Raw genomic sequence first — 20,479 nt, 5'->3', positions numbered from 1 at the left:
ATCATCCTGATGCTGAAAATACGCGCTTTTTGTTCGCTTCTGTTACAATGCCCCTGCTTTTTTATCTTCATCATCGACTGGGGTTTCTGAATGTCCACGCTTACCACCCTACAATCACTTCTTGCCCAACGTATCCTGATTATTGATGGTGCAATGGGGACGATGATTCAACGCCATAAATTAGAAGAACAAGATTATCGTGGTGAACGTTTTGCAGATTGGGCTTCAGACCTAAAAGGCAACAATGATTTATTGGTGCTAACACAACCACATATTATTCAAGGCATCCATGAAGCTTATTTGGATGCAGGTGCAGATATTATTGAAACCAACAGCTTTAACGGCACGCGTGTTTCAATGTCGGACTATCACATGGAAGACCTCGTACCAGAGATCAACCGTGAAGCAGCACGTTTAGCGCGTGCGGCATGTGACAAATATTCAACTCCAGATAAACCGCGTTTTGTAGCAGGTGTACTTGGTCCAACTTCTCGTACCTGTTCAATCTCACCCAATGTAAATGATCCTGCATTCCGTAATATTACCTTTGATGAGCTCAAAGAAAACTATATTGAGGCAACTCATGCATTAATCGAAGGTGGTGCAGACATTCTCTTGATCGAAACTGTCTTTGATACCTTAAACTGCAAAGCAGCGATTTTTGCGGTAAAAGAAGTATTTAAGCAAATTGGTCATGAACTGCCGTTAATGATTTCAGGCACCATTACCGATGCATCTGGTCGTACCTTAACAGGTCAAACCGCAGAGGCGTTCTGGAACTCGGTTCGTCATGGCGATTTACTCTCAATTGGTTTTAACTGTGCGCTCGGTGCAGACGCGATGCGTCCACACGTAAAAACCATTGCTGATGTTGCTGATACTTTTGTCTCTGCGCATCCAAATGCAGGTTTACCAAATGCCTTTGGTGAATATGATGAAACACCTGAACAAACCGCAGCATTCATCAAAGAATTTGCTGAAAGTGGTCTCATCAATATCACGGGTGGTTGCTGTGGTACCACACCAGATCATATCCGTGCGATTTATAATGCAGTTAAAGATATCAAGCCACGTCAAATTCCTGAAACCAAACCAGCCTGCCGTTTAAGTGGTTTAGAGCCATTTAACATTTATGATGATTCACTATTCGTCAATGTCGGTGAACGTACCAACGTGACGGGTTCAAAAAAATTCCTACGCCTCATCCGTGAAGAAAAGTTTGCCGAAGCTTTAGAAGTAGCTCAGCAACAAGTTGAAGCCGGCGCACAGATCATCGACATCAACATGGATGAAGGGATGCTGGATTCGCAAAATGCGATGGTGCATTTCCTCAATCTTGTCGCTTCTGAACCTGATATCTCACGTGTGCCGATCATGATTGACTCATCGAAATGGGAAATCATTGAAGCAGGCTTGAAATGTGTACAAGGTAAACCTGTTGTTAACTCTATTTCCTTGAAAGAAGGTTATGACGAGTTTGTCGAAAAAGCACGCCTATGCCGTCAGTACGGTGCTGCAATTATTGTGATGGCCTTTGATGAAACAGGTCAGGCCGATACCGCTGCACGGAAGCGTGAAATCTGTAAACGCTCTTATGATGTTTTGGTCAATGATGTCGGCTTCCCTGCTGAAGATATTATTTTTGACCCGAACGTGTTTGCCGTGGCAACAGGGATTGAAGAACACAACAACTATGGCGTTGATTTTATTGAAGCCACAGGTTGGATTAAGCAGAACTTGCCTCACGCCATGATTTCAGGCGGTGTCTCAAACGTTTCCTTCTCCTTCCGTGGTAATGAGCCTGTGCGTGAAGCAATTCATTCGGTATTCCTTTACCATGCCATCAAACAAGGCATGACGATGGGTATCGTGAACGCAGGTCAAATGGCGATTTATGATGATATTCCAAAAGAACTGAAAGAAGCCGTTGAAGATGTTGTTCTGAATCAGAACCAAGGTGAGTCTGGTCAAAACGCCACAGAGAAACTGCTTGAAGTGGCAGAGAAGTTCCGTGGTCATAGTGGCGCACAACGCGAAGCTGAAAACCTTGAATGGCGCAATGAATCGGTTGAAAAACGTCTTGAATATGCCTTAGTTAAAGGTATTACCACTTATATTGATGAAGATACTGAAGAAGCACGCCTGAAAGCCAAACGTCCTTTAGATGTAATTGAAGGCGCTTTGATGGATGGTATGAACGTGGTTGGTGACCTGTTTGGTTCAGGTAAAATGTTCCTGCCGCAAGTCGTGAAATCTGCACGCGTCATGAAACAAGCCGTGGCATGGCTGAACCCGTACATCGAAGCTGAAAAAACAGGAAGCCAGTCTAAAGGTAAAGTGTTGATGGCAACTGTAAAAGGTGACGTACACGATATTGGTAAAAATATCGTGGGCGTGGTCTTGGGTTGTAATGGGTATGACATCGTTGATCTTGGTGTGATGGTACCTGCGGAAAAAATCTTGCAAACTGCGATTGATGAGAAATGTGACATCATCGGTTTGTCTGGTTTGATCACCCCGTCTTTGGATGAAATGGTGTTTGTTGCGAAAGAAATGCAACGTAAAGGCTTTAACATCCCATTGTTAATTGGTGGTGCAACCACATCGAAAGCACATACTGCGGTGAAGATTGATCCTCAATATCAAAATGATGCCGTGATTTATGTGGCTGATGCTTCGCGTGCAGTGGGTGTAGCAACTACCCTGCTATCAAAAGAAATGCGTGGCAATTTTATTGCAGAACATCGTGCTGAATATGCCAAGATTCGTGAACGTTTAGCCAACAAGCAACCGAAAGCGGCTAAACTCAGCTATGCCGAATCGATTGAAAATGGTTTCAAGGTGGATGACAACTATGTGCCACCGATTCCAAATCGTTTAGGTACGCAAGTCATTACCAATTATCCATTGGCGACATTGGTTGAGTACTTTGACTGGACACCATTCTTTATCTCTTGGAGCTTGGCAGGTAAATTCCCGAAAATCCTGACAGATGAAGTGGTCGGTGAAGCAGCCACTGATTTATATAACCAAGCGCAAGCGATGCTAAAAGACATTATCGAAAATAATCGTTTTGATGCACGTGCTGTATTTGGTTTATACCCTGCACAACGTACAGGTGCGGATACAGTCAGCGTGTTTGATGAGGCAGGTCAAAAAGTTACGCATACTTTTGAGCATATTCGTCAGCAGTCAGACAAAGTCACAGGCAAACCAAATTTATCTTTAGCAGACTTTATTAGCACCTCTAAAGACAATACTGATTATCTCGGTGGTTTCACGGTATCGATCTTTGGTGCTGAAGAATTGGCAAATGAATATAAAGCCAAAGGCGATGATTACTCAGCAATCTTGGTTCAGTCCTTGGCGGATCGTTTTGCCGAAGCCTTTGCCGAGCATTTACATGAGCGTATCCGTAAAGAATTCTGGGGCTATAAAGCCGATGAAACTTTGGGCAATGAAGAATTGATCAAAGAGAAGTATGTCGGTATTCGTCCTGCACCTGGTTATCCTGCTTGCCCAGAGCATTCTGAAAAAGCGGTGTTATTTGATTGGTTAGGTTCGGAAGCGAAAATTGGTACTAAGTTGACTGAACACTTTGCGATGATGCCACCTTCTTCTGTCAGTGGTTTCTATTATTCGCACCCTGAAAGTGAATACTTTAACGTAGGTAAGATTTCTCAAGATCAGCTTGAGGATTATGCAAAGCGTAAAGGCTGGACACTGGATGAAGCGAAACGTTGGTTAGCACCGAATTTGGATGATTCGATTGGTTAATCTGTCTATCCCAGAATCCCCCTAAATCCCCCTAAATCCCCCTAAATCCCCTTTTTCAAAGGGGTAATAATCCATTCGCATCAAATATAAAAAATCTCCTCTATTGAGGGGATTTATTTTCTTCAAATAAAATATTAAGATTATTCAACGCTCTATTAAATAAAACTATTATTTAAGGTAATGAAATGTATTTTTTAAAAAATGTGAATATTGTAGGTTTTTGGGGTACAAGATCAATAAATCTAAAATTCAAAGAACATAGTAACTTTTTAATAGGTATCAATGGTTCTGGCAAAACAACTCTTGTCAATTTAATTGTGTCTGCACTTGAAGGAGATTTCGAAAATTTAATTAACTCTGATTTTTCTGAAATTATAATTAATTTGAAAAAAGATGGTTCGACAAAAGTAGCATCTTTAAAAATCACTAAGAATATGGATAGCTTAAGATATTACTTTCGACAAAGTGCAAAAGATAGTTACATAGACTTTCTTATTGATGAACTTCAAGAGTTTTACAGATATCCTATGCATTTTAGACGAGAAGGAAGACGTATAAGTAAACATCTAGTCAAATCACAAATGTCAAAACTATTTAACCTAAGTTGGTTATCAATTCATCGTACTACAACAGATTTTAGAGAAATAAAAGAACGTTATGAATCTAGTATTGATCTTAAATTAGATGAACTTTCGAACGATTTAGTTAGATTATTTTCATTCTATAATCAAAGAATAACAACAGAAATTGACCAATTTCAGAAGCAAGTTTTCTTATCGTTACTATACAAAAGAGAAAAACAAGATAGCCTTGTTGATACCTTCTTAAAATTAGATTCAAAAAAAGAAAAAGAGGCGCTTGAAAGTATTTTTAAACAATTTAATTTAGATATAGAAAGCAGTGATCTAAAAGCTAAAATTAATAATCATTTCACAGCATTTGATAAAGCAAAATCTAGATTAATTGGTAATAATGCTATCAACCTAACTGAATTTTCAGTTCTATTTGGCACTGATCGAATTGACTTCATTGTAGAAAAATGGAATGAACATCTTACTAAAAAGAAAATCATAGAAGAACCTAAGCACAAATTTTTAAATATTTTGAATTCAATGATGCAGAGAAAAAATTTCTATATTAATAAAAGAAATGAGTTAGAAATTGAAACGCAATCTGGGAAAAATTTGTCTTTAAAGCAACTATCCTCAGGAGAAAAACAGTTATTAATTATTTTGGGTGAAGCATTTTTACAAGAAGGTAAACGTTTTATTTATTTTGCAGACGAACCTGAATTATCGCTACATGTTTTTTGGCAAGAACATTTGGTTCAACATTTAAAACAACTCAATCCCAATGCACAAATTATTTTTGCCACTCATTCACCAGATATAGTGAGTTGTTTTGGAGAAAATATTATTGATATGGAGCAAATCATCACTGAAAATGAGGTTCGCTCATGAATCGAAAGCCATTTTTAAGAACAAGTAGTGGACTGAATAATTTACCTAAATTTTCTAAATCTGATTTAGTGGCTTACACTGAAGGCGGTAAAAAAAGTTATTCAATAATACAAATAGACCAAGGAGAATTCTCATCCCAATCGATAGATATAGACTTTTGGAAAGAAATACTTAATATCCATGGATGTACTAGAAAAATTTATTTCAAAGCTATTGGCTCTAAAACTAGCGGTGATGAATTAACACAACGAATTATAGAAGGTAAAGTTACTAATACATTAATATTCAAAGATAAAGATTTGGACCACTATTTAGATAAATATATTTCACATCCGTCTATTATTTACACTAAAGGTTACAGTTGGGAAAATGATGTTTTCACTCAAGAAAACATTACTGAGATAATTAATGACTATATTTTTTATGATATTCCTTTTAAATCTAAAACCAATATAGAAAATAGTTTTAAAAATTTGGAAAAAATTGGTTCAAAACTGATTAGATTAGAACTAATTTTCAGAAAGCATGGAATTAGATTTTTAACAAATGTCTCAGGTGAAGCTATAATTAAAAATGGTGAAATTGATATGAATTTTCTTATTAAGAAAATTAAATCTATTGCACAAAGCAACAGCATCAAACGGCCCTTTAAATATGTAAAAATTCAAAAATCTTTTAATTTTTATCTAGATTGTTACGGAAAAATTTTTGAAAGTATTTCTTATCACCTCACAGCAAATATTTTGAAAGAATTAACAGATATAAAAAATTTCTCTAAAGAAATTTTTCAGAGAAATGCCTTACGTATTTTTTTCAATTCTCTAAAAATGAATCATGATACATATTATCTTTCAGTAGCAACAAATATTAATGCCGCTTAAGATCAAAGGCTTAACCGTATCTCTAATCTTTTTCAGAAAGAGATTAGAGATACGCTTTTCTACAAACTGATAAATCTTCTCAATCACATAATCCAACTGATTTATTACCTGCCCATTATCAAACCTCAGCACGTTCAACCCCAACTGCGCCAAAGTTTGATCTCGATTCTGACCAGCTTCCATCCCTTGTTCGGTATAGTGCTGACCACCATCACATTCAATAATTAAATTTGCTTTGAAACAATAAAAATCTACAATAAAATTTAGCATTGGCTTATGTCTATAAAACTGTAATCCTAAAATCTGTTTACGTCTGATTCTTTGCCATAGTAGTTGCTCAGCATTAGTCATATTGCTCCGTAAATCACGGGATGGTTGTTTTAAATTTTTGTTATAAGGTTTCATCAATTTATCAGCTTTAGAGTTATTAATTTCTTTAAAAATTATTTTAATTTACAAAGTTTAACTCACTTTTAGTTGAGCTCATTCAAAATATCTCAAATAAAAAAATATCTCAATTCTTTAGAACTGAGATATTTAAAAATAAACGAACTATTTAGCCTTTGTATTTGGCAAAAATATAGTTGCAAAGCCAAGCAAAGGTAAAAGTGAACATAAACCAAATACCCATTCGATTCCATTTACATCAGCCAAATGACCAAGCCCTGCTGCTGCAATACCACTAACACCAAACATCAAGCCAAACATTAAACCTGAGATCATACCCACACGCCCCGGAACAGCTTCCTGAGCATAAACTACCATTGCAGCAAAAGCAGACGACAACACTAAACCTGTTATCACGGATAAAACTGTTGTCCAAAACAAGTTGGCATACGGCATCATCAAAGCAAAAGGCGCCATCCCTACAAAAGACACCCAAATTACCGCTTTACGCCCAATTCGATCGCCAATCGGACCACCTGCAAAAGTACCTAAAGCAACCGCTGCCAAAAATACAAACAAATGTAATTGAGCCGTTTGAAGACTAATCTGAAACTTATGAATCAAATAAAAAGTAAAATAGTTACTAATACTCGCGATATAAGTAAATTTAGCGAACATCAATACACTAATCGTAGTTAGAGCAATAATTAATTGGCGACCATGCAACTTGGTTTGTGTTTGATTGACCTTGGCAGCAAATGAGTTTTTTGCATGGCTAATCGTCCAGCGACTTACTCCAAACAAAACCCAAATCGCTAATAGTGAAAATACCACTAACCATGCAACCGCATGTTGTCCAAAAGGTACAATAATTAAAGCAGCCAACAAAGGTCCAATTGCAGTGCCTGTATTACCGCCAACCTGAAAGGTCGATTGAGCTGTACCAAAACGTCCACCCGATGCCATTCTCGCCACACGCGAAGCTTCAGGATGAAAGGTAGCAGAACCTACACCAATCAATGCAGATGCGAGCAACAATACGGTAAAACTTGGAGAAAATGCGAGTAGTAAAATACCGCATAATGTGACCATCATTCCTAATGGTAAAAGATATGGTTTTGGATGTTTATCAGTATACAGTCCAATCCAAGGCTGAAGCAGCGAACCCGTAATCTGATACACAAAGGAAATCAGTCCGACTTGCGCAAAACTGAGTGCAAAGTTTGCTTTAAGCATGGGATAAATAGCTGGTAAAACTGCTTGAATTAAATCATTAAGTAAGTGTGCAAAAGCCACAGCACCAACGATCTTCATGATCATACCTTGAGGTTGCTCATTTGTAGCAGTATTTGCAATACCATCATTCAACTGTATTGAAGACGTCATATCCGAAAAACTCCAATATCTTTAGATAAGACGTTTATTGTAATTTGTCGCTTATAAGGTTATCTTCCAATAATTATCGTATAAGTGACAAATTTTAACTTAGATTATGCACGAATCTCTTATTCAGTCTGATCAATCTGAATTGGTCATTGGATTGTCCTCTGAACATACTTATCGTGAGATTACACCCACACATACCCATACTAGAGCACAATTTTTATATGCTTCAACGGGAAATATTCAGGTTTTCACACCCAATAATGTCTGGTTGGTTCCGCCGATGTGCGCGTTATGGATTCCAGCAAATATTGAACACAGTGTCATTTCACTGAGTCATGTTAAGCTCAATACTGCACTCGTTGAAGTGAATGCTGCGGCATTAATGGGACAAAATTGTTTTATTATTCGCGTCAGTAATTTGTTGCATGAATTGTTGATTCGACTTAATCAAATTACACAAGTAAATGCGCCAAACCTTATTTCATCTCAGGATATTTCAGAAGCTTTACAAATTCTAATTTTTGAAGAAATTCATAGTGCCAATCTAATTCCCATTCAAATCCCTTGGCCCAAAGACAGACGTCTATTAAAAATCTGTCAAGCACTGTTACATTCACCTAAGCATTGCAAAGATTTGACTCATTGGGCAGATGAGATTGGGACAAGTTCAAGAACCTTAATGCGTATGTTTCAAAAAGAAACTGGACTGTCTTATCGCGCATGGATTCAACAGATGCATATCGCTCATGCACTCAGTAAGATTTCCAATGGTGAGTCAATCTCACAGATTTCTGAAGCACTTGGCTATACCAATTCAAGTGCATTTAGTGCAATGTTTAAACGACATTTAGGTAAAACACCACAGCAATTTCGAACCAATAAAATAGATAAATAACTTCTCCTTTTATAATTCTTTGTGCTTTTCAATTAAATCCTCTAGATTTTGATAAACATGCAATATTCGATCTTTATGGGTTCGTGCATGATCCAAACGCTGTTCGGGGTCAACCAAAAGCAAGGTATGACCATCATCAATTAAACGATCAATCCCCTCTAAAAACATCCGTTTACCTACATCATGAATCAGTGAAATCTGACTCAAATCAATCACGATTGTATTCTTATTTACTGGCTCACACTGCAAAGTCCGTAACAACATTTCAGCTTCAGTAAATTTCAATACACCACGCAGCACATACACACTTAATGACGCATTTTTCCCTGTCAGATAATGGCTTTGTACAATGGTTTGTGCCGAAGATGTGCCTTCCATCAAATGTAAGCCCATGTCACGTGATAACCGTTCTAAAATATCGATACCACGAACACTATTGCCATGCTCGTCTAACTTTGGTGAAAAAGCCGCAATACTGACCTGCCCCGGCAATACACCCAAGATTCCACCTGCTACACCACTTTTAGCAGGAATTCCAACCGTCGTCAGCCAATCACCAGCAGCATCATACATACCGCAACTCATCATCACACTAAGGACTTGGCGTACCACGGCACGATTCAATAATCGTTTACCTGTTTTAGGATCAACCCCACCATTGGCAAGAACACTTCCCATACGAACGAGATCTTTCACAGTGACCAAAATCGAACACTGACGAATATAGCCATTCACAATATCAACAGGATCGCTCTCCAAAATCCCGACGGTTCGCAACATATACCCTATCGAAAGATTACGATAGGCAGTTTTTACCTCGGACTGATAGACAGCATCATCAAAACGTAGTTCACGTCCAGCCAGTTCGCTCATAAACTCACGTAGAATTTCTGCGCCTTGTAGCCCTTCTTTGATTGGAATTAATGAATGTGTGGTGATTGCACCTGAGTTAATCATTGGGTTTTTAGGACGGCGATCATTCCCAAGTGAAATCTCATTGAATGCTTCTCCAGATGGTTCAACACCCACTTTGTCTAATACCACATCTATTCCAAGCTTTTGTAGCACGTACGCATAAGTAAAAGGTTTAGACATCGATTGAATCGTAAACTCGATCTCATCATCGCCCACCGAATAGATTTCACCATCTACGGTAGACAACGCCAAAGCCAACCGATTGGGATTGGCATTGGCTAACTCAGGAATATAATCGGCTAGACGACCACTATTATCAGTATCACAGGCATCAATTACGTGTGCCAAATAATCAGGAAGAGGCGTTTTCATGGTTGTCTGCCTTTAAAGATTTAAAGTGTTCATATAAATTAAATTCTATAATACAGAGTACTGATAATATTCAAATTATAGCTTTTGTAATATTTTTAATGTCTCAAGCAATTGTCAAAGCTCACCATATATTTTTAATCTCTAACCAATAAACCTAACTCATGCGCTCTACAAACAGTATCCCATTTAAATGATCGACTTCATGCTGAACAATACGTGCAGGAAATCCTTCATAAATTGTTTCAATCACTTCACCTTGTAAAGTGTAATAACGCAATTTAATTGCCTGAGCACGTTCAACCTGCCCACGCTCATCTGGCACACTCAAACAACCTTCTTCACCCAAACAGGTACTTTGAGAAAACTCTAATATTTCAGGATTGACCATCACCACGGCATCCATTTCAGGTGCATCGGGATAACGTGGATTTGATCGCGAAGCAACGATGATCACACGTTTGGAAATATAAACTTGTGGCGCTGCAATTCCGACACCATTGCGATCAAGCATGGTACGGTGCATTGCTGAAGCTAATTGCATTAACCATTCACTATTAAATTCACTTGCTGCGACAGGAGCAGCTTGAAGTTCTAAAACACCCTCACCCCGTTGTGCTACAGGTAAAATCACACTCATTAGATGACCTTATTATTTTTGACCAGATAGTGAATTACATACTATTTGATATTAGGTTGAGCTGCCATAATTTTCATTTAAGAATACTGCCTTAATATATGCGCGATAAAAATAACGTATGGCTAAACACAATGAATGCAACTCAGCTTTTTCTAGGTGTCATCTTTGGCTCGATTGGCTTAGGCTATTTTATGTACGGCAAAAAGCAAAAAATGACCGTGCCTTTAGTTTGCGGTTTAGTTCTGATGATTTATCCTTATTTTATCGAAAGTACGGCTTTATTAAGTGTCATCGGTGTGGTTATCTCAATATTGCCCTATTTTCTTCGTTTCTGAAATAAAAAAACTCCCCTTACGGAGAGTTTTCAATCTATTCAGAATTATAGATTTTTCTTTAATTCTTCTTCTACAATCTCAATTTCAAGTTGGCTAAATTTACGAATTTCGCCTTCAGCATGTCTTTCTAACATGCCGCCAATCAAAGGCACTTTGACTTTTACATTCCACGTCAATGCAATTTCTACTTTTTCACTATTCCCAGTCACTTTACGTTCAGCTTTGGCTTCTAAAGGTAAATTTGCGCCTAGCTCTACCGTTGAGGTTAAATTTTTTAAATCAGTAATATCAGAACGTTTTAAACGAAATGCATTTTTTAATAATTTTTTAGCCACATCTGGGATATTTACATCAAGATTATATTCACGACGTAAGGTATAAATATCACCTTTTACAGCAGACTCAATAATTTCTAAGTTCTCACCCGGAATACGCTTACATACTGCTTCATGCAATGAAGTATCAGCAACCAGTCTTGAAAAATCTTCAATTGAAACACCGTGAATTGTTTCATTTACCGTAAATTGATGTGCCATTTTTAAATTTCCGTTTAGTTTTAATTAGGGTTTTATCATCGCGGCAAAGTATATCATTCTCATTTGAATCACAAAATGTGAACACGTAAATATTCGTGACTAATCGGATTAATAATTTTTATTGTAATGATGTCTTATACCTAATTTTACCGTTACTCGTTCCGTTCGGCTGATATAGAGATAGTGATTACCATATTCGATGACTGCATAAAACTGCTCAGCGCCATCATCTAATCCTGTAGCAGACCATGTCGTCCCTTGTGGAAACTCATCTAACCATTCAGCTTTATAAAAATCTGAAACTGAGTCAAATGCGAGATAGCTCTCTGGATCTGCCATAATTTTTGCTGCGATTTGATCAAATTTTTGTTGTTTGAATGCTTCTAAACTGAGTAACACGGATGTTCCTATGCCTATAAATATGAAGAAAAATTACAAAAATACAGAGATTCTCTTAGACCCATATTTTGCTGAGGGATTTCCTATATTTCTAGATTATTTTCAGCGTTATCATAGGTTTTAGATGATCGTCCCATTTGCTAGAGTGGGTTCAATGTGTTATCAACTGCTTATACTTTTATCTTTTACAACGATAAACTATAAGGAGTAAATATGTCTTATCAAAATATTTTAGTCGCTGTTGATGATTCTCCAATTTCTTATGCAGCAGTTGAACATACACTGTCTTTAGCAAAATTATCAGGGGCAAAAGTAACTGTACTCAGCGTGGTGGCTGTTGATCCATATGTCGGTGTTGATTTTTATCAAGTTGCACCAGCCATTACCGATCATTTTATGCAGGCTGAAGCGCATGCTAAAACCCAACTACAAGATATTTCTCAATCTTTCATTCGCGATGGAATTGAGGTTCAAACCAAAATTCAGCATGGTGCAGCAAGTGAGGGAATTATTTTTGTCGCCGATGAAGTCGGTGCGGATTTGATTATTATGGGTTCACATGGTCGTACAGGCGTAAAACGCTTACTACTGGGTAGTGTAGCGCGTGCTGTTTTAACTGAATCCCATATTCCTGTGCTGATTGTGAAACAATAACGATTTGCTTGAATTGAAAAAACCTTATGCATCAGTATAAGGTTTTTTATTGCCTAAAATTTATAGATATGACCGCCTTGCCCCCCATATTGATGATCTCCAACCCTATTCCATATATTTAAAAGATGTTTCACTCAAACTAAGGCATTGCATTCACTTTCCAATGAAAGCGAGAAGATGACCGTCAATAAAAACAGCATGTTTAAAAATAAGACACGGTTTTACAAGGATGATCAATATGAAACTCAATCCACTGGTGATTGCTCTGTGTGGAATGTGCATGAGTACATTTAACCACGCAGCAGCACTGGATCAATCAGGACAATCCATTCTCCCTTTTCTGGAAAATGGCAATTATGTCGAGGTCAATGCCACAGCTGTTGATGCTGACATTTCAGGAAAAATTCGTAATCGTCCAGAACTGGTCAATGATCAGCAGAATCTTAATTCAGGCAATATGGGCAATAGCTTTCAATATTATAGTGCCGCACTCAAGCTGCAACTGACGGATCGAATCAGTTTTGGTCTGCTCTATGATCAACCTTTTGGTGCTGATATTACGTATCCGATGCAGTCCAACAATACCTTTTCGGACAATGAATTTACCCAGCAAGGTACATCGGTCAATGTTGATACTGAAAGCATTAGCATGATTCTAGGTGTCAATCCTTTTAGCAATTTTCAAGTCTATGGCGGAGCTGTCTATCAATCGGTCAAAGGTGATGTGACACTGCGTGGTAATTCCTACAGTGTCGCCTTTAATGGCTATGATGCCGAATTTAAAAAGAATCATGCGGTCGGTTGGTTGGTTGGTTTGAGTTATCAAATTCCTGATATTGCCTTAAAGGCAGCGCTAACCTATCGCTCCAAAATCGACCACGACATGCAAGTGACTGAGACCCAGTTCGGTCAACCATTGGAAGCGACGACACCAAGTAAAACCAGAATTTCAACACCACAATCGGTGAATATTGATTTTCAAACAGGTGTGTATAAAGACACCCTGCTCTATACCAATCTACGTTGGGTCAACTGGAAAGATTTTCATATTCGTCCTACTCAATTTGGCGCAGTTACTGAATATCTCACTGGCGTAGTCAGTAATGGTGCATATACAGGTGGTTTTGATTTAGACAGTTATCAGAAAGATCAGTGGACGGTCAATGTCGGACTTGGACATCAGTTTACTGAAAAATGGAGTGCATCGACTGAAGTCAGTTGGGACTCTGGTACAGGCGACCCTGCATCCACATTGAATCCAACCAAAGGATCTTGGGGTATTGGTCTAGGGGCTCAGTTTAATCCTGCCCCAAACTACTTTATTGCCGCTGGAGTTAAGTACTTCTGGTTAGGTGATGCAGTTGCTGAAGATGGCACCTATTACATTCCTGTACCAGGGATTAAACCTATTGCTGAACAGGCCGATTTTAAAGATAACAGTGCAATCGCTTATGGTTTGAAAATAGGCTATCACTTTTAATCACGACGTCTCATCAAGCCAAATAGGAACAGATCTGCTTCTGGTCTTGCTCCTACTTGGCTATGTTCTGGCTTTCAATGAAAGGATTAGCTTAGAATCTCAACAACATTATTATGATAATGAGTGCAATCTCTGGGAAAAATCCAATGAAAAAAATCTCTCTTGTCTTTTCCATATTTATATCTAGCTTCGTTTTTCCTTTTACTACTTTTGCCAATCCGACTGATCCCAAAGAAAATATGGATATTTTTATGGGCACCTTAACCATACAGGATAACAAAGCCATTTTAACGCGATGCGATATTGCGCAGAATGAATATGTGTTGAAAGATGCAGACTGGTCGAATGATAAGGCGGTATCAAGTTTTCTCTCAAAAGCCACGACACTCAAACAGCCGATTTATGCAGAAGTAATTGCAGCATATAAAAACGAAAAAGATATTAACATCCTCTTGGTCGATTCCATTGACAATCTGACTGAAGCAAAAAGCTGCCATTTGAGTGATTTATTTTAAGGCTCAAAATACACGGCAAGCTTTTAGCTCGAATATTGGTAATCGCAATACCGTTATTCACTAAACGTTTGCCATGTCTCAAAAGCATGGTTGCGATACAGCTTTAGCTCAGAGAACTGAGGGATAATCGCTTCACTTTGTGTGGGTCTTAAAAATACAAAATCATCGACCTGAATATCACAATCCTTAGGCACATTGACCAACTCCTGATTACTGCTACGCCCATACAACACATGCGTATGCGCTTGAGCAGGATAGACATAATTAGCCAACCAATAGCCACCATAAATAAACAGCGCCTTACATCTATGTGGCAATTTATCCAATAAAGACATTGAAGGAAGCTGAGTAAATGGCAATATTTTTAATACAGGTGCAGCAATCCAGAATGCTGGTTGTAATGCCCTTAAAAAATCACTGTCAAAATCACTTGGTTTTAATAGCATTGAACCAAAAGACAAGTCATTGCAGACACTTTCAGTGGTATGAAAACTAAAGGTTGGACTGCCGCCACCATTAAAACAAAGCTCATCCCTCCACAACGTTGGGAACTGCTGCTTAATTAGCTTTTGGTAATCGGCATAGGTCTGCTGTGAGCTTTGATAAGCCAATTCAGGCTTTTTAATGATGGCTGGGATTTTAGTGACATGTGCATCATAGCCCATCAAACCAGAAAACTTTAAATACTGCGGATACTGTTGAATCAACTTTAATATTTCGACCATTTGTGCTGCCGATTGCACGCCTCCACGGTGTAAACCCACATCAATTTCAATGTTCACCTTTAGACAGAGCGAATAGGTCTTGGCAATCTCGATATATTGTTGTAAGCGTTGCTTGCTATCAATCAGCCACTGAATATTGGCATTTGACCATTCCGCATGCTGATCAAAAAATTGATGGACTGCTTGAGCAGGCATCGGCTTACCCAACAAGATATCGGCTTCAGCAAAATTTTCTAAGATTGAAATAATATGTGGTTGATGGAATACCATAAAACGTTGAGTATTGATCTGCTCAGATAACAATTTGAGTAAGTCTAGGCTCGCTAATGACTTCACCACCAAGCGCGCTTGTAAATGTTTGGCATGAGCAAGACGAATCTGAACATGCTGGATATTTTGTTTTAAAGCCGCTCCATCAATAATGAGTTGCGGAGTCGCAATCCCCTGTTTTTTTAGATCGAGATTGAGTTGTTTAAAATAATGATCCAACATGGCTATACCTTTTTTATTTAATCGTGATCCTAAAAACCATCTTATACGAGGGAATGTCATCTACAACCTGAGCAAGCCAAAGCGACTAAAGCTTTGGCAAAACGCAAGAGTTTAAATACATCTTGCGAAGCTTGAAATGCTTCTCAGGACGAAACCAAAGTAAATCTAGCTGAAAGCTTCACCCTTAATTGGATGGCAATTCGATATGATTCCGTTAAGTACTTTCAACTCATAAAAATTCGATTTAACCTAAAAACAACCTTTCCAAATAGGGATTTAAAAACTTGGCTTCTGGGTCAAGCCGCTGACGCAAAGCCATAAAATCATCCCATTTTGGATATAAAGCACGAAGCTGGGTCTTGTTCATTTGATGCATTTTACCCCAATGCGGACGACCCTGATATTTCTGCAAGATCGGTTCAACCACATCAAAAATCAAACGCGGATCTTGTTTATGGTATTGATGCACCGAGATCGAAATCGAATCCTGCTGGTAAAATGGGCTGAGCCAAATATCATCCCCTTTGACAAAGCGAAATTCGAGCGGAAAAAAAGTGGCCACTTTATACGTTCTTAAGGCATGCAACACTTCATCCAAACACTCTATTCCGCGATCAACAGGAATCTGATACTCCATTTCATTAAACTTGGTATTACGCGGTGTTGGAAATATCTTGCTCGACCAATCGATATAAGTCGTGGGTTTAACAAAAATGCCGAGTAGCTTCTGTAAATAAGGATTCAACGAAGGAAAGTTTTTGGTCAACTCTGAGCATAAAGTCAGTAAAGTATCATCCGATGGAAAATTTTCCTTACGAGGCAAAACCGCTTCATCGGTCTCATCCAAGGTTTTCAGCATCAACTGCTTTTCATGGGAAAACACAAAGCACTCAATATGTCGATGCTGATGTTTCCATTGCTGAATGTGTTGCATCATGTCCTCGACTGGACAAAGCTGAATATGTTCTTTGAGCTTGTAACGAGGGCGATTCTGCATGGTGATCTGGGTCAAGATACCCAAGCTACCTAAAGAAACCCGTCCTGCGGCAAAGATTTCAGGATGTTCAGTGCGACTACATTTTAGGATTTCACCCGAAGCCGTCAATAACTCAAATGCTTCAACATAGGCCGAAATACAATGCAAATTTGCACCTGTGCCATGTGTGCCTGTAGAGACAGCACCCGCTAAGCTTTGCTGATCAATATCGCCTTGATTCATTAAAGCCTGATTGATGAATTGCTGCTGTAAATGTTGATCTAGGTCATATAAACGCGTACCCGCATAAATGCTGCTCTGACATCGATCAAAATCCGTCGATGCAATTCCTGCAATATGATCCAAAGACAATAAGGTTGCATCGGTACACACCAACGGCGTAAAGGAATGCCCAGCACCGACTACCCGTATTTTTTTCTGCGCCTGAACAATCGACTGTAGTTCTTGAATATTGGCAGGTTGCAAAATCTGTTGCGGCTTGGCTTTTTGAAAGCCAGACCAATTTGACCAAATCCCTTGTTTTAGATCACTCATACTGCCTCTCCTTGGCTAACGGCAGTTTTTAAATTGCCATGATTAGTGCGTTTTGCGAGTTCCTGCACAGGAATATGCGGTGGTCGTGTCATTTCATCGTAATGACGTCTAGTTTTTTCTAATAATAATTGTTCTGCTAAGCCTTGGAACTTGCTCTGACAGGCTGCCAATGTCCATTGACCAAATAAGGTATGCCCACCTTCATACGCCTGCACTTGGTATTCTTCATAGGTGGTGACATAACCCATGTAATCATTGCAGTACGATGCTAACCAAACTCTTTCAATCGAAGCCTGTGCGGCAAGCATCTGTTTAACTGTATCAACCACCCGCTGCCCTGCAATAGTGGTAAATTCTCCCGGACAACATATCAATGCCAAAGATCCTAATCGTACAATCTGTAAGGGAACCACACTTGGGACTAAAGGACTGTGTTGAATCGCCCCTGCTTTCACTTGTCGGTTCATTTCTGCAATCAGCGGATCAAGAATACTTGGCAGAAAACCAATCGGTTGACCTAGAATCTTTTTGGTGCCCGCTTCCAGTAAAATCCGTTTCGGCCCTTGAGAGGCATAAAGCTGCTGATACACCTCAAAGTCTGCTGCTTTTGGATTCTTCATTTTTTGTTTACGAAATTGATCCGCTAAAAATTGCATCCCCATAATTAAGGGTTTGGGTGCACCTAGACCATCAACAGGTGTACCTGCAAAAAATGCGGTGCCATGACAGGGCTGACTGGTCTTTGCATGCTTTTGACCCGCTGCGAATTGATCTGGAATTTCAATATTGCTCAGGTCTACATAGGACAGAACAGCATCGATCTTGCCTTCGACTTTATGTAAATTTTTAGGAATATTTGACTGTAAAGCCGTCAAAGCCAGTTCACTTTGATATCGCCCGTTTTGTTGCGCGTACTGATATTCCTGCTCGCCTTTAATCTTATTACGAATCTTGAGCTGATCTTTGCCATGAAAATGCGGCGATACGTCCCCTGCGGTTGCTTGAGCAAAAATCGTGACTGGATTTTGAATCCCTTGCTCAATTAAAGCCTGCTCAGAGAATGCGGCTGCATAGCCTTTATTATCGCCATCATAGGCGTTTAAAGAATTTCCCAAACAGGTTGCATGTACCCCAAATAAGGAAATAAAGGACTGTAGTTTTTGTTCACGATAGAAACCAATCAGTTGCATTTCACGATTCAAAGCTAAATGCGTTTCAGCTTCGGTACGTGGCTGAACTTCTGGATTATGATTATAGGCTTTGATCGAACGATTCCACGCCACAGGCGTCTGTTCTGGAAAATGCTGTGTCCCTAGAAAAATCTCGGTGTCTTGTTCAGACTCAATCGCATTTTGAATACTTAGTACAATCGCCTCAACAATCGCCTTTAAATGTTCAGGCACAAAACCAGGGGTTGGCATATTATACAAAGCTTCATAACCACAACCACCAGGCCCAGAGTGGGTATGGGTTGCCATGATGACCAATTGATTTTCATCAAATTGTGAGCCTAGGATTTGCGTGAGTCGCGCTACCGTTTGGCTGCGTATGGCATGGGTGATACAACCTACGTCCAAACAACAGATGACTAATCGGTTATATTGTTGATCGACAATACTCACGCTACGTGCAAATAAAGCTGTTCGTTGTTGATAAGCCCGATGTGACCATTGCCCATAACCAAACATAGCATAGCCCTTCGGTGTAATTTTGATTTGCTGTTTGTCCCAACCCACCTGATACATTACGACATCCTGTTCAATTCTTTTTTTAACTGTCTTAAAGCATGTTGAAAGTTAATCAAAATTATGCGATACCCAACAGGGTTAAAGACACTTTTCTTTGGGGGGCAAAACGGACTTATGCCTATACGCAGCAACTGTAAAAATGAACAACAGCAATTTATTCCACCAACGATTTTGGCCAGCCTGATTCATTATGCAGAGCAGCAACAGTGGGATTATGCTGTATGGTTTCAGAATTCAGGTTTAGACATTGTACAAATACAGCAAACCCAAGCTGTGGTCCGTTTTAGCCAACTCTGTGATGTGGTTGGTCAAGCCATGACTGCCTATCAACAACCTAACCTTGGTTTAAAGCTTGGCAATAGCGAAGGTTTAATTTCAATGGGGATTCTCGGTTTCGCCATGCAATCCTGCAAGACTGTTGCAGATGCCTTAGACATTGCGCTGCGTTATCATCGTATTTCAGGCAGTGTCTTAAATATCAACTTTTCCATCCACGCTGATCTCTGTGAATTAGAAGTCACTGAAACCTCTCCCTGCAATGAACTCAAAGCTTTTTTCTATGATGAATTATTTAGCAGCATCATCACCTGTTTAAATGCGATGCTGGGTGATCATGATGATGTGATCAGTCTTGAGCTCAGCTATTTCCCCAACCAATACCAAGAACAATATAAAACTATCTTTGGCTGCCCGATTCAATTTAACAGTTCTAAAAATATCATCTGCTTTAATACAAGTATGTTGCAACGTGGCTTAAAGAATTACAGCCCAGCCAACTATGCAACTGCCATCCAAATCTGTGAACAGGCCCTAAAAGAAATTGATCAGCTCAATCAGGTGGGTTATGTGCATTTACTCGACCATTTAATTGAACAGCAATTACCTGAACGTTTCGAGATGCAGCAAGCTGCTGAGCATTTACGTATTAGTGAACGCCATCTAAGACGGCAATTATTATTGGAAGGTCTGAGTTTTCAACAAATTCGGCAAAATGTACTGGAACGTAAAGCAAAGCAACTCCTTGAACAAAACCTGTCCATGAGTGAGATCAGCCTGCAATTGGGTTTTAGTGAATTACGTGAATTCCGACGTGCCTTTAAACGTTGGACGGGACAAGCGCCTTCGATTTATAAACAAGAGGCTCATCTTAATTAAATATACTTTGAAAATTCTGGATTAATTAATTGGTGCTATCTAGCCTTGTATAAAGAACTTCTCTCTGGAATCACTGGTGCTACACGTCATCCACAACCTGCGTGAGATTAATCAAATGCTATTTCTGCGATTAATTTAAAGAGATGTTGGAAGTAAACAGGTTTTGTGGATGACAAAGTTTTTGGTTACTTTTTCAAAA

At 38.9% G+C, this 20,479-nt stretch carries 17 protein-coding genes and 1 pseudogene; 9 read left to right on the top strand and 9 right to left on the bottom strand.

Annotated features, from left to right (window positions below; translation table 11 throughout):
• The first annotated feature begins 90 nt into the window (after positions 1–90).
• The 3 genes from metH (at position 91) to IEV17_RS04910 (ending at position 6,118) form a co-directional block, all read left to right on the top strand.
• Entirely contained in the window at positions 91–3,777 is a 3,687-nt protein-coding gene (metH, locus tag IEV17_RS04920; RefSeq protein WP_004661070.1) for a methionine synthase, read from the top strand.
• A 185-nt stretch (positions 3,778–3,962) separates the two neighbouring features.
• Positions 3,963–5,237 (top strand): AAA family ATPase, encoded by a 1,275-nt coding sequence (locus IEV17_RS04915; protein WP_004661068.1) that lies wholly within the window; start codon positions 3,963–3,965, stop codon positions 5,235–5,237.
• Positions 5,234–6,118, top strand: a complete 885-nt coding sequence (locus tag IEV17_RS04910; RefSeq protein WP_004661066.1) for a hypothetical protein — start codon at positions 5,234–5,236, stop codon at positions 6,116–6,118. Before IEV17_RS04915 ends, IEV17_RS04910 begins: the two co-directional genes overlap by 4 nt.
• Here the strand turns inward: IEV17_RS04910 and IEV17_RS04905 are convergent.
• Both IEV17_RS04905 and IEV17_RS04900 read right to left on the bottom strand, forming a co-directional pair.
• Positions 6,089–6,523: an endonuclease domain-containing protein gene (locus IEV17_RS04905; protein ID WP_004661064.1), complete on the bottom strand. Its 435-nt coding sequence runs from the start codon at positions 6,521–6,523 to the stop codon at positions 6,089–6,091. The genes IEV17_RS04910 and IEV17_RS04905 overlap by 30 nt on opposite strands.
• Positions 6,524–6,670: 147 nt before the next feature.
• The gene (locus IEV17_RS04900) at positions 6,671–7,891 is read right to left on the bottom strand and encodes an MFS transporter (protein ID WP_004661062.1); all 1,221 of its coding nucleotides are present in this window, start codon (positions 7,889–7,891) and stop codon (positions 6,671–6,673) included.
• Positions 7,892–7,997: 106 nt separating this feature from the next.
• Between IEV17_RS04900 and IEV17_RS04895 the strand changes: the two genes are divergently transcribed.
• A complete protein-coding gene (locus IEV17_RS04895; RefSeq protein WP_004661060.1) occupies positions 7,998–8,786 on the top strand; it encodes an AraC family transcriptional regulator in 789 nt (262 codons plus the stop codon).
• Here the strand turns inward: IEV17_RS04895 and IEV17_RS04890 are convergent.
• Both IEV17_RS04890 and def read right to left on the bottom strand, forming a co-directional pair.
• A pseudogene (locus tag IEV17_RS04890) lies at positions 8,756–10,073 on the bottom strand (glutaminase); the annotation flags it as partial. The gene IEV17_RS04895 and the pseudogene IEV17_RS04890 overlap by 31 nt on opposite strands.
• Before the next feature lie 154 nt (positions 10,074–10,227).
• On the bottom strand, positions 10,228–10,710 hold the full coding sequence (gene def / locus IEV17_RS04885) for a peptide deformylase (protein WP_004661057.1): 483 nt from the start codon (positions 10,708–10,710) through the stop codon (positions 10,228–10,230).
• A 131-nt stretch (positions 10,711–10,841) separates the two neighbouring features.
• Between def and IEV17_RS04880 the strand changes: the two genes are divergently transcribed.
• Positions 10,842–11,045, top strand: coding sequence for a hypothetical protein (locus IEV17_RS04880; RefSeq protein ID WP_034601112.1), 204 nt, complete (start codon positions 10,842–10,844; stop codon positions 11,043–11,045).
• Positions 11,046–11,089: 44 nt separating this feature from the next.
• On the opposite strand, the gene IEV17_RS04875 is transcribed toward IEV17_RS04880, so the two are convergent.
• On the bottom strand, positions 11,090–11,581 hold the full coding sequence (locus IEV17_RS04875) for a DUF2505 family protein (RefSeq protein WP_004661054.1): 492 nt from the start codon (positions 11,579–11,581) through the stop codon (positions 11,090–11,092).
• A gap of 108 nt (positions 11,582–11,689) precedes the next feature.
• A complete protein-coding gene (locus IEV17_RS04870) occupies positions 11,690–11,980 on the bottom strand; it encodes a hypothetical protein (RefSeq protein WP_004661052.1) in 291 nt (96 codons plus the stop codon).
• Positions 11,981–12,193: 213 nt separating this feature from the next.
• Here IEV17_RS04870 and IEV17_RS04865 point away from each other — a divergent pair, with 213 nt between their 5' ends.
• From IEV17_RS04865 to IEV17_RS04855, 3 genes are all read left to right on the top strand, one after another.
• The gene (locus IEV17_RS04865) at positions 12,194–12,634 is read left to right on the top strand and encodes a universal stress protein (RefSeq protein ID WP_004661051.1); all 441 of its coding nucleotides are present in this window, start codon (positions 12,194–12,196) and stop codon (positions 12,632–12,634) included.
• A 238-nt stretch (positions 12,635–12,872) separates the two neighbouring features.
• On the top strand, positions 12,873–14,114 hold the full coding sequence (locus tag IEV17_RS04860) for an OmpP1/FadL family transporter (RefSeq protein WP_004661049.1): 1,242 nt from the start codon (positions 12,873–12,875) through the stop codon (positions 14,112–14,114).
• Between the two features lie 146 nt (positions 14,115–14,260).
• The gene (locus IEV17_RS04855; RefSeq protein WP_004661046.1) at positions 14,261–14,629 is read left to right on the top strand and encodes a hypothetical protein; all 369 of its coding nucleotides are present in this window, start codon (positions 14,261–14,263) and stop codon (positions 14,627–14,629) included.
• Positions 14,630–14,682: 53 nt separating this feature from the next.
• Here the strand turns inward: IEV17_RS04855 and IEV17_RS04850 are convergent, their stop codons facing one another.
• The 3 genes from IEV17_RS04850 to IEV17_RS04840 form a co-directional block, all read right to left on the bottom strand.
• Positions 14,683–15,846: an alanine racemase gene (locus tag IEV17_RS04850; protein WP_004661045.1), complete on the bottom strand. Its 1,164-nt coding sequence runs from the start codon at positions 15,844–15,846 to the stop codon at positions 14,683–14,685.
• Between the two features lie 244 nt (positions 15,847–16,090).
• On the bottom strand, positions 16,091–17,377 hold the full coding sequence (locus IEV17_RS04845) for a D-arabinono-1,4-lactone oxidase (protein WP_004661042.1): 1,287 nt from the start codon (positions 17,375–17,377) through the stop codon (positions 16,091–16,093).
• Positions 17,374–19,122: a neutral/alkaline non-lysosomal ceramidase N-terminal domain-containing protein gene (locus tag IEV17_RS04840; protein ID WP_004661039.1), complete on the bottom strand. Its 1,749-nt coding sequence runs from the start codon at positions 19,120–19,122 to the stop codon at positions 17,374–17,376. The genes IEV17_RS04845 and IEV17_RS04840 overlap by 4 nt, the downstream gene beginning before the upstream one ends.
• A gap of 63 nt (positions 19,123–19,185) precedes the next feature.
• Between IEV17_RS04840 and IEV17_RS04835 the strand changes: the two genes are divergently transcribed.
• A complete protein-coding gene (locus tag IEV17_RS04835; RefSeq protein WP_004661038.1) occupies positions 19,186–20,280 on the top strand; it encodes an AraC family transcriptional regulator in 1,095 nt (364 codons plus the stop codon).
• The last annotated feature ends 199 nt before the right edge of the window (positions 20,281–20,479 follow it).

The organism is Acinetobacter modestus (genome assembly GCF_014636095.1).
GTDB lineage: Bacteria > Pseudomonadota > Gammaproteobacteria > Pseudomonadales > Moraxellaceae > Acinetobacter > Acinetobacter modestus.
Note: the sequence above shows the minus strand (reverse complement) of the source record. Positions and strands in the feature narration are given on the sequence as shown.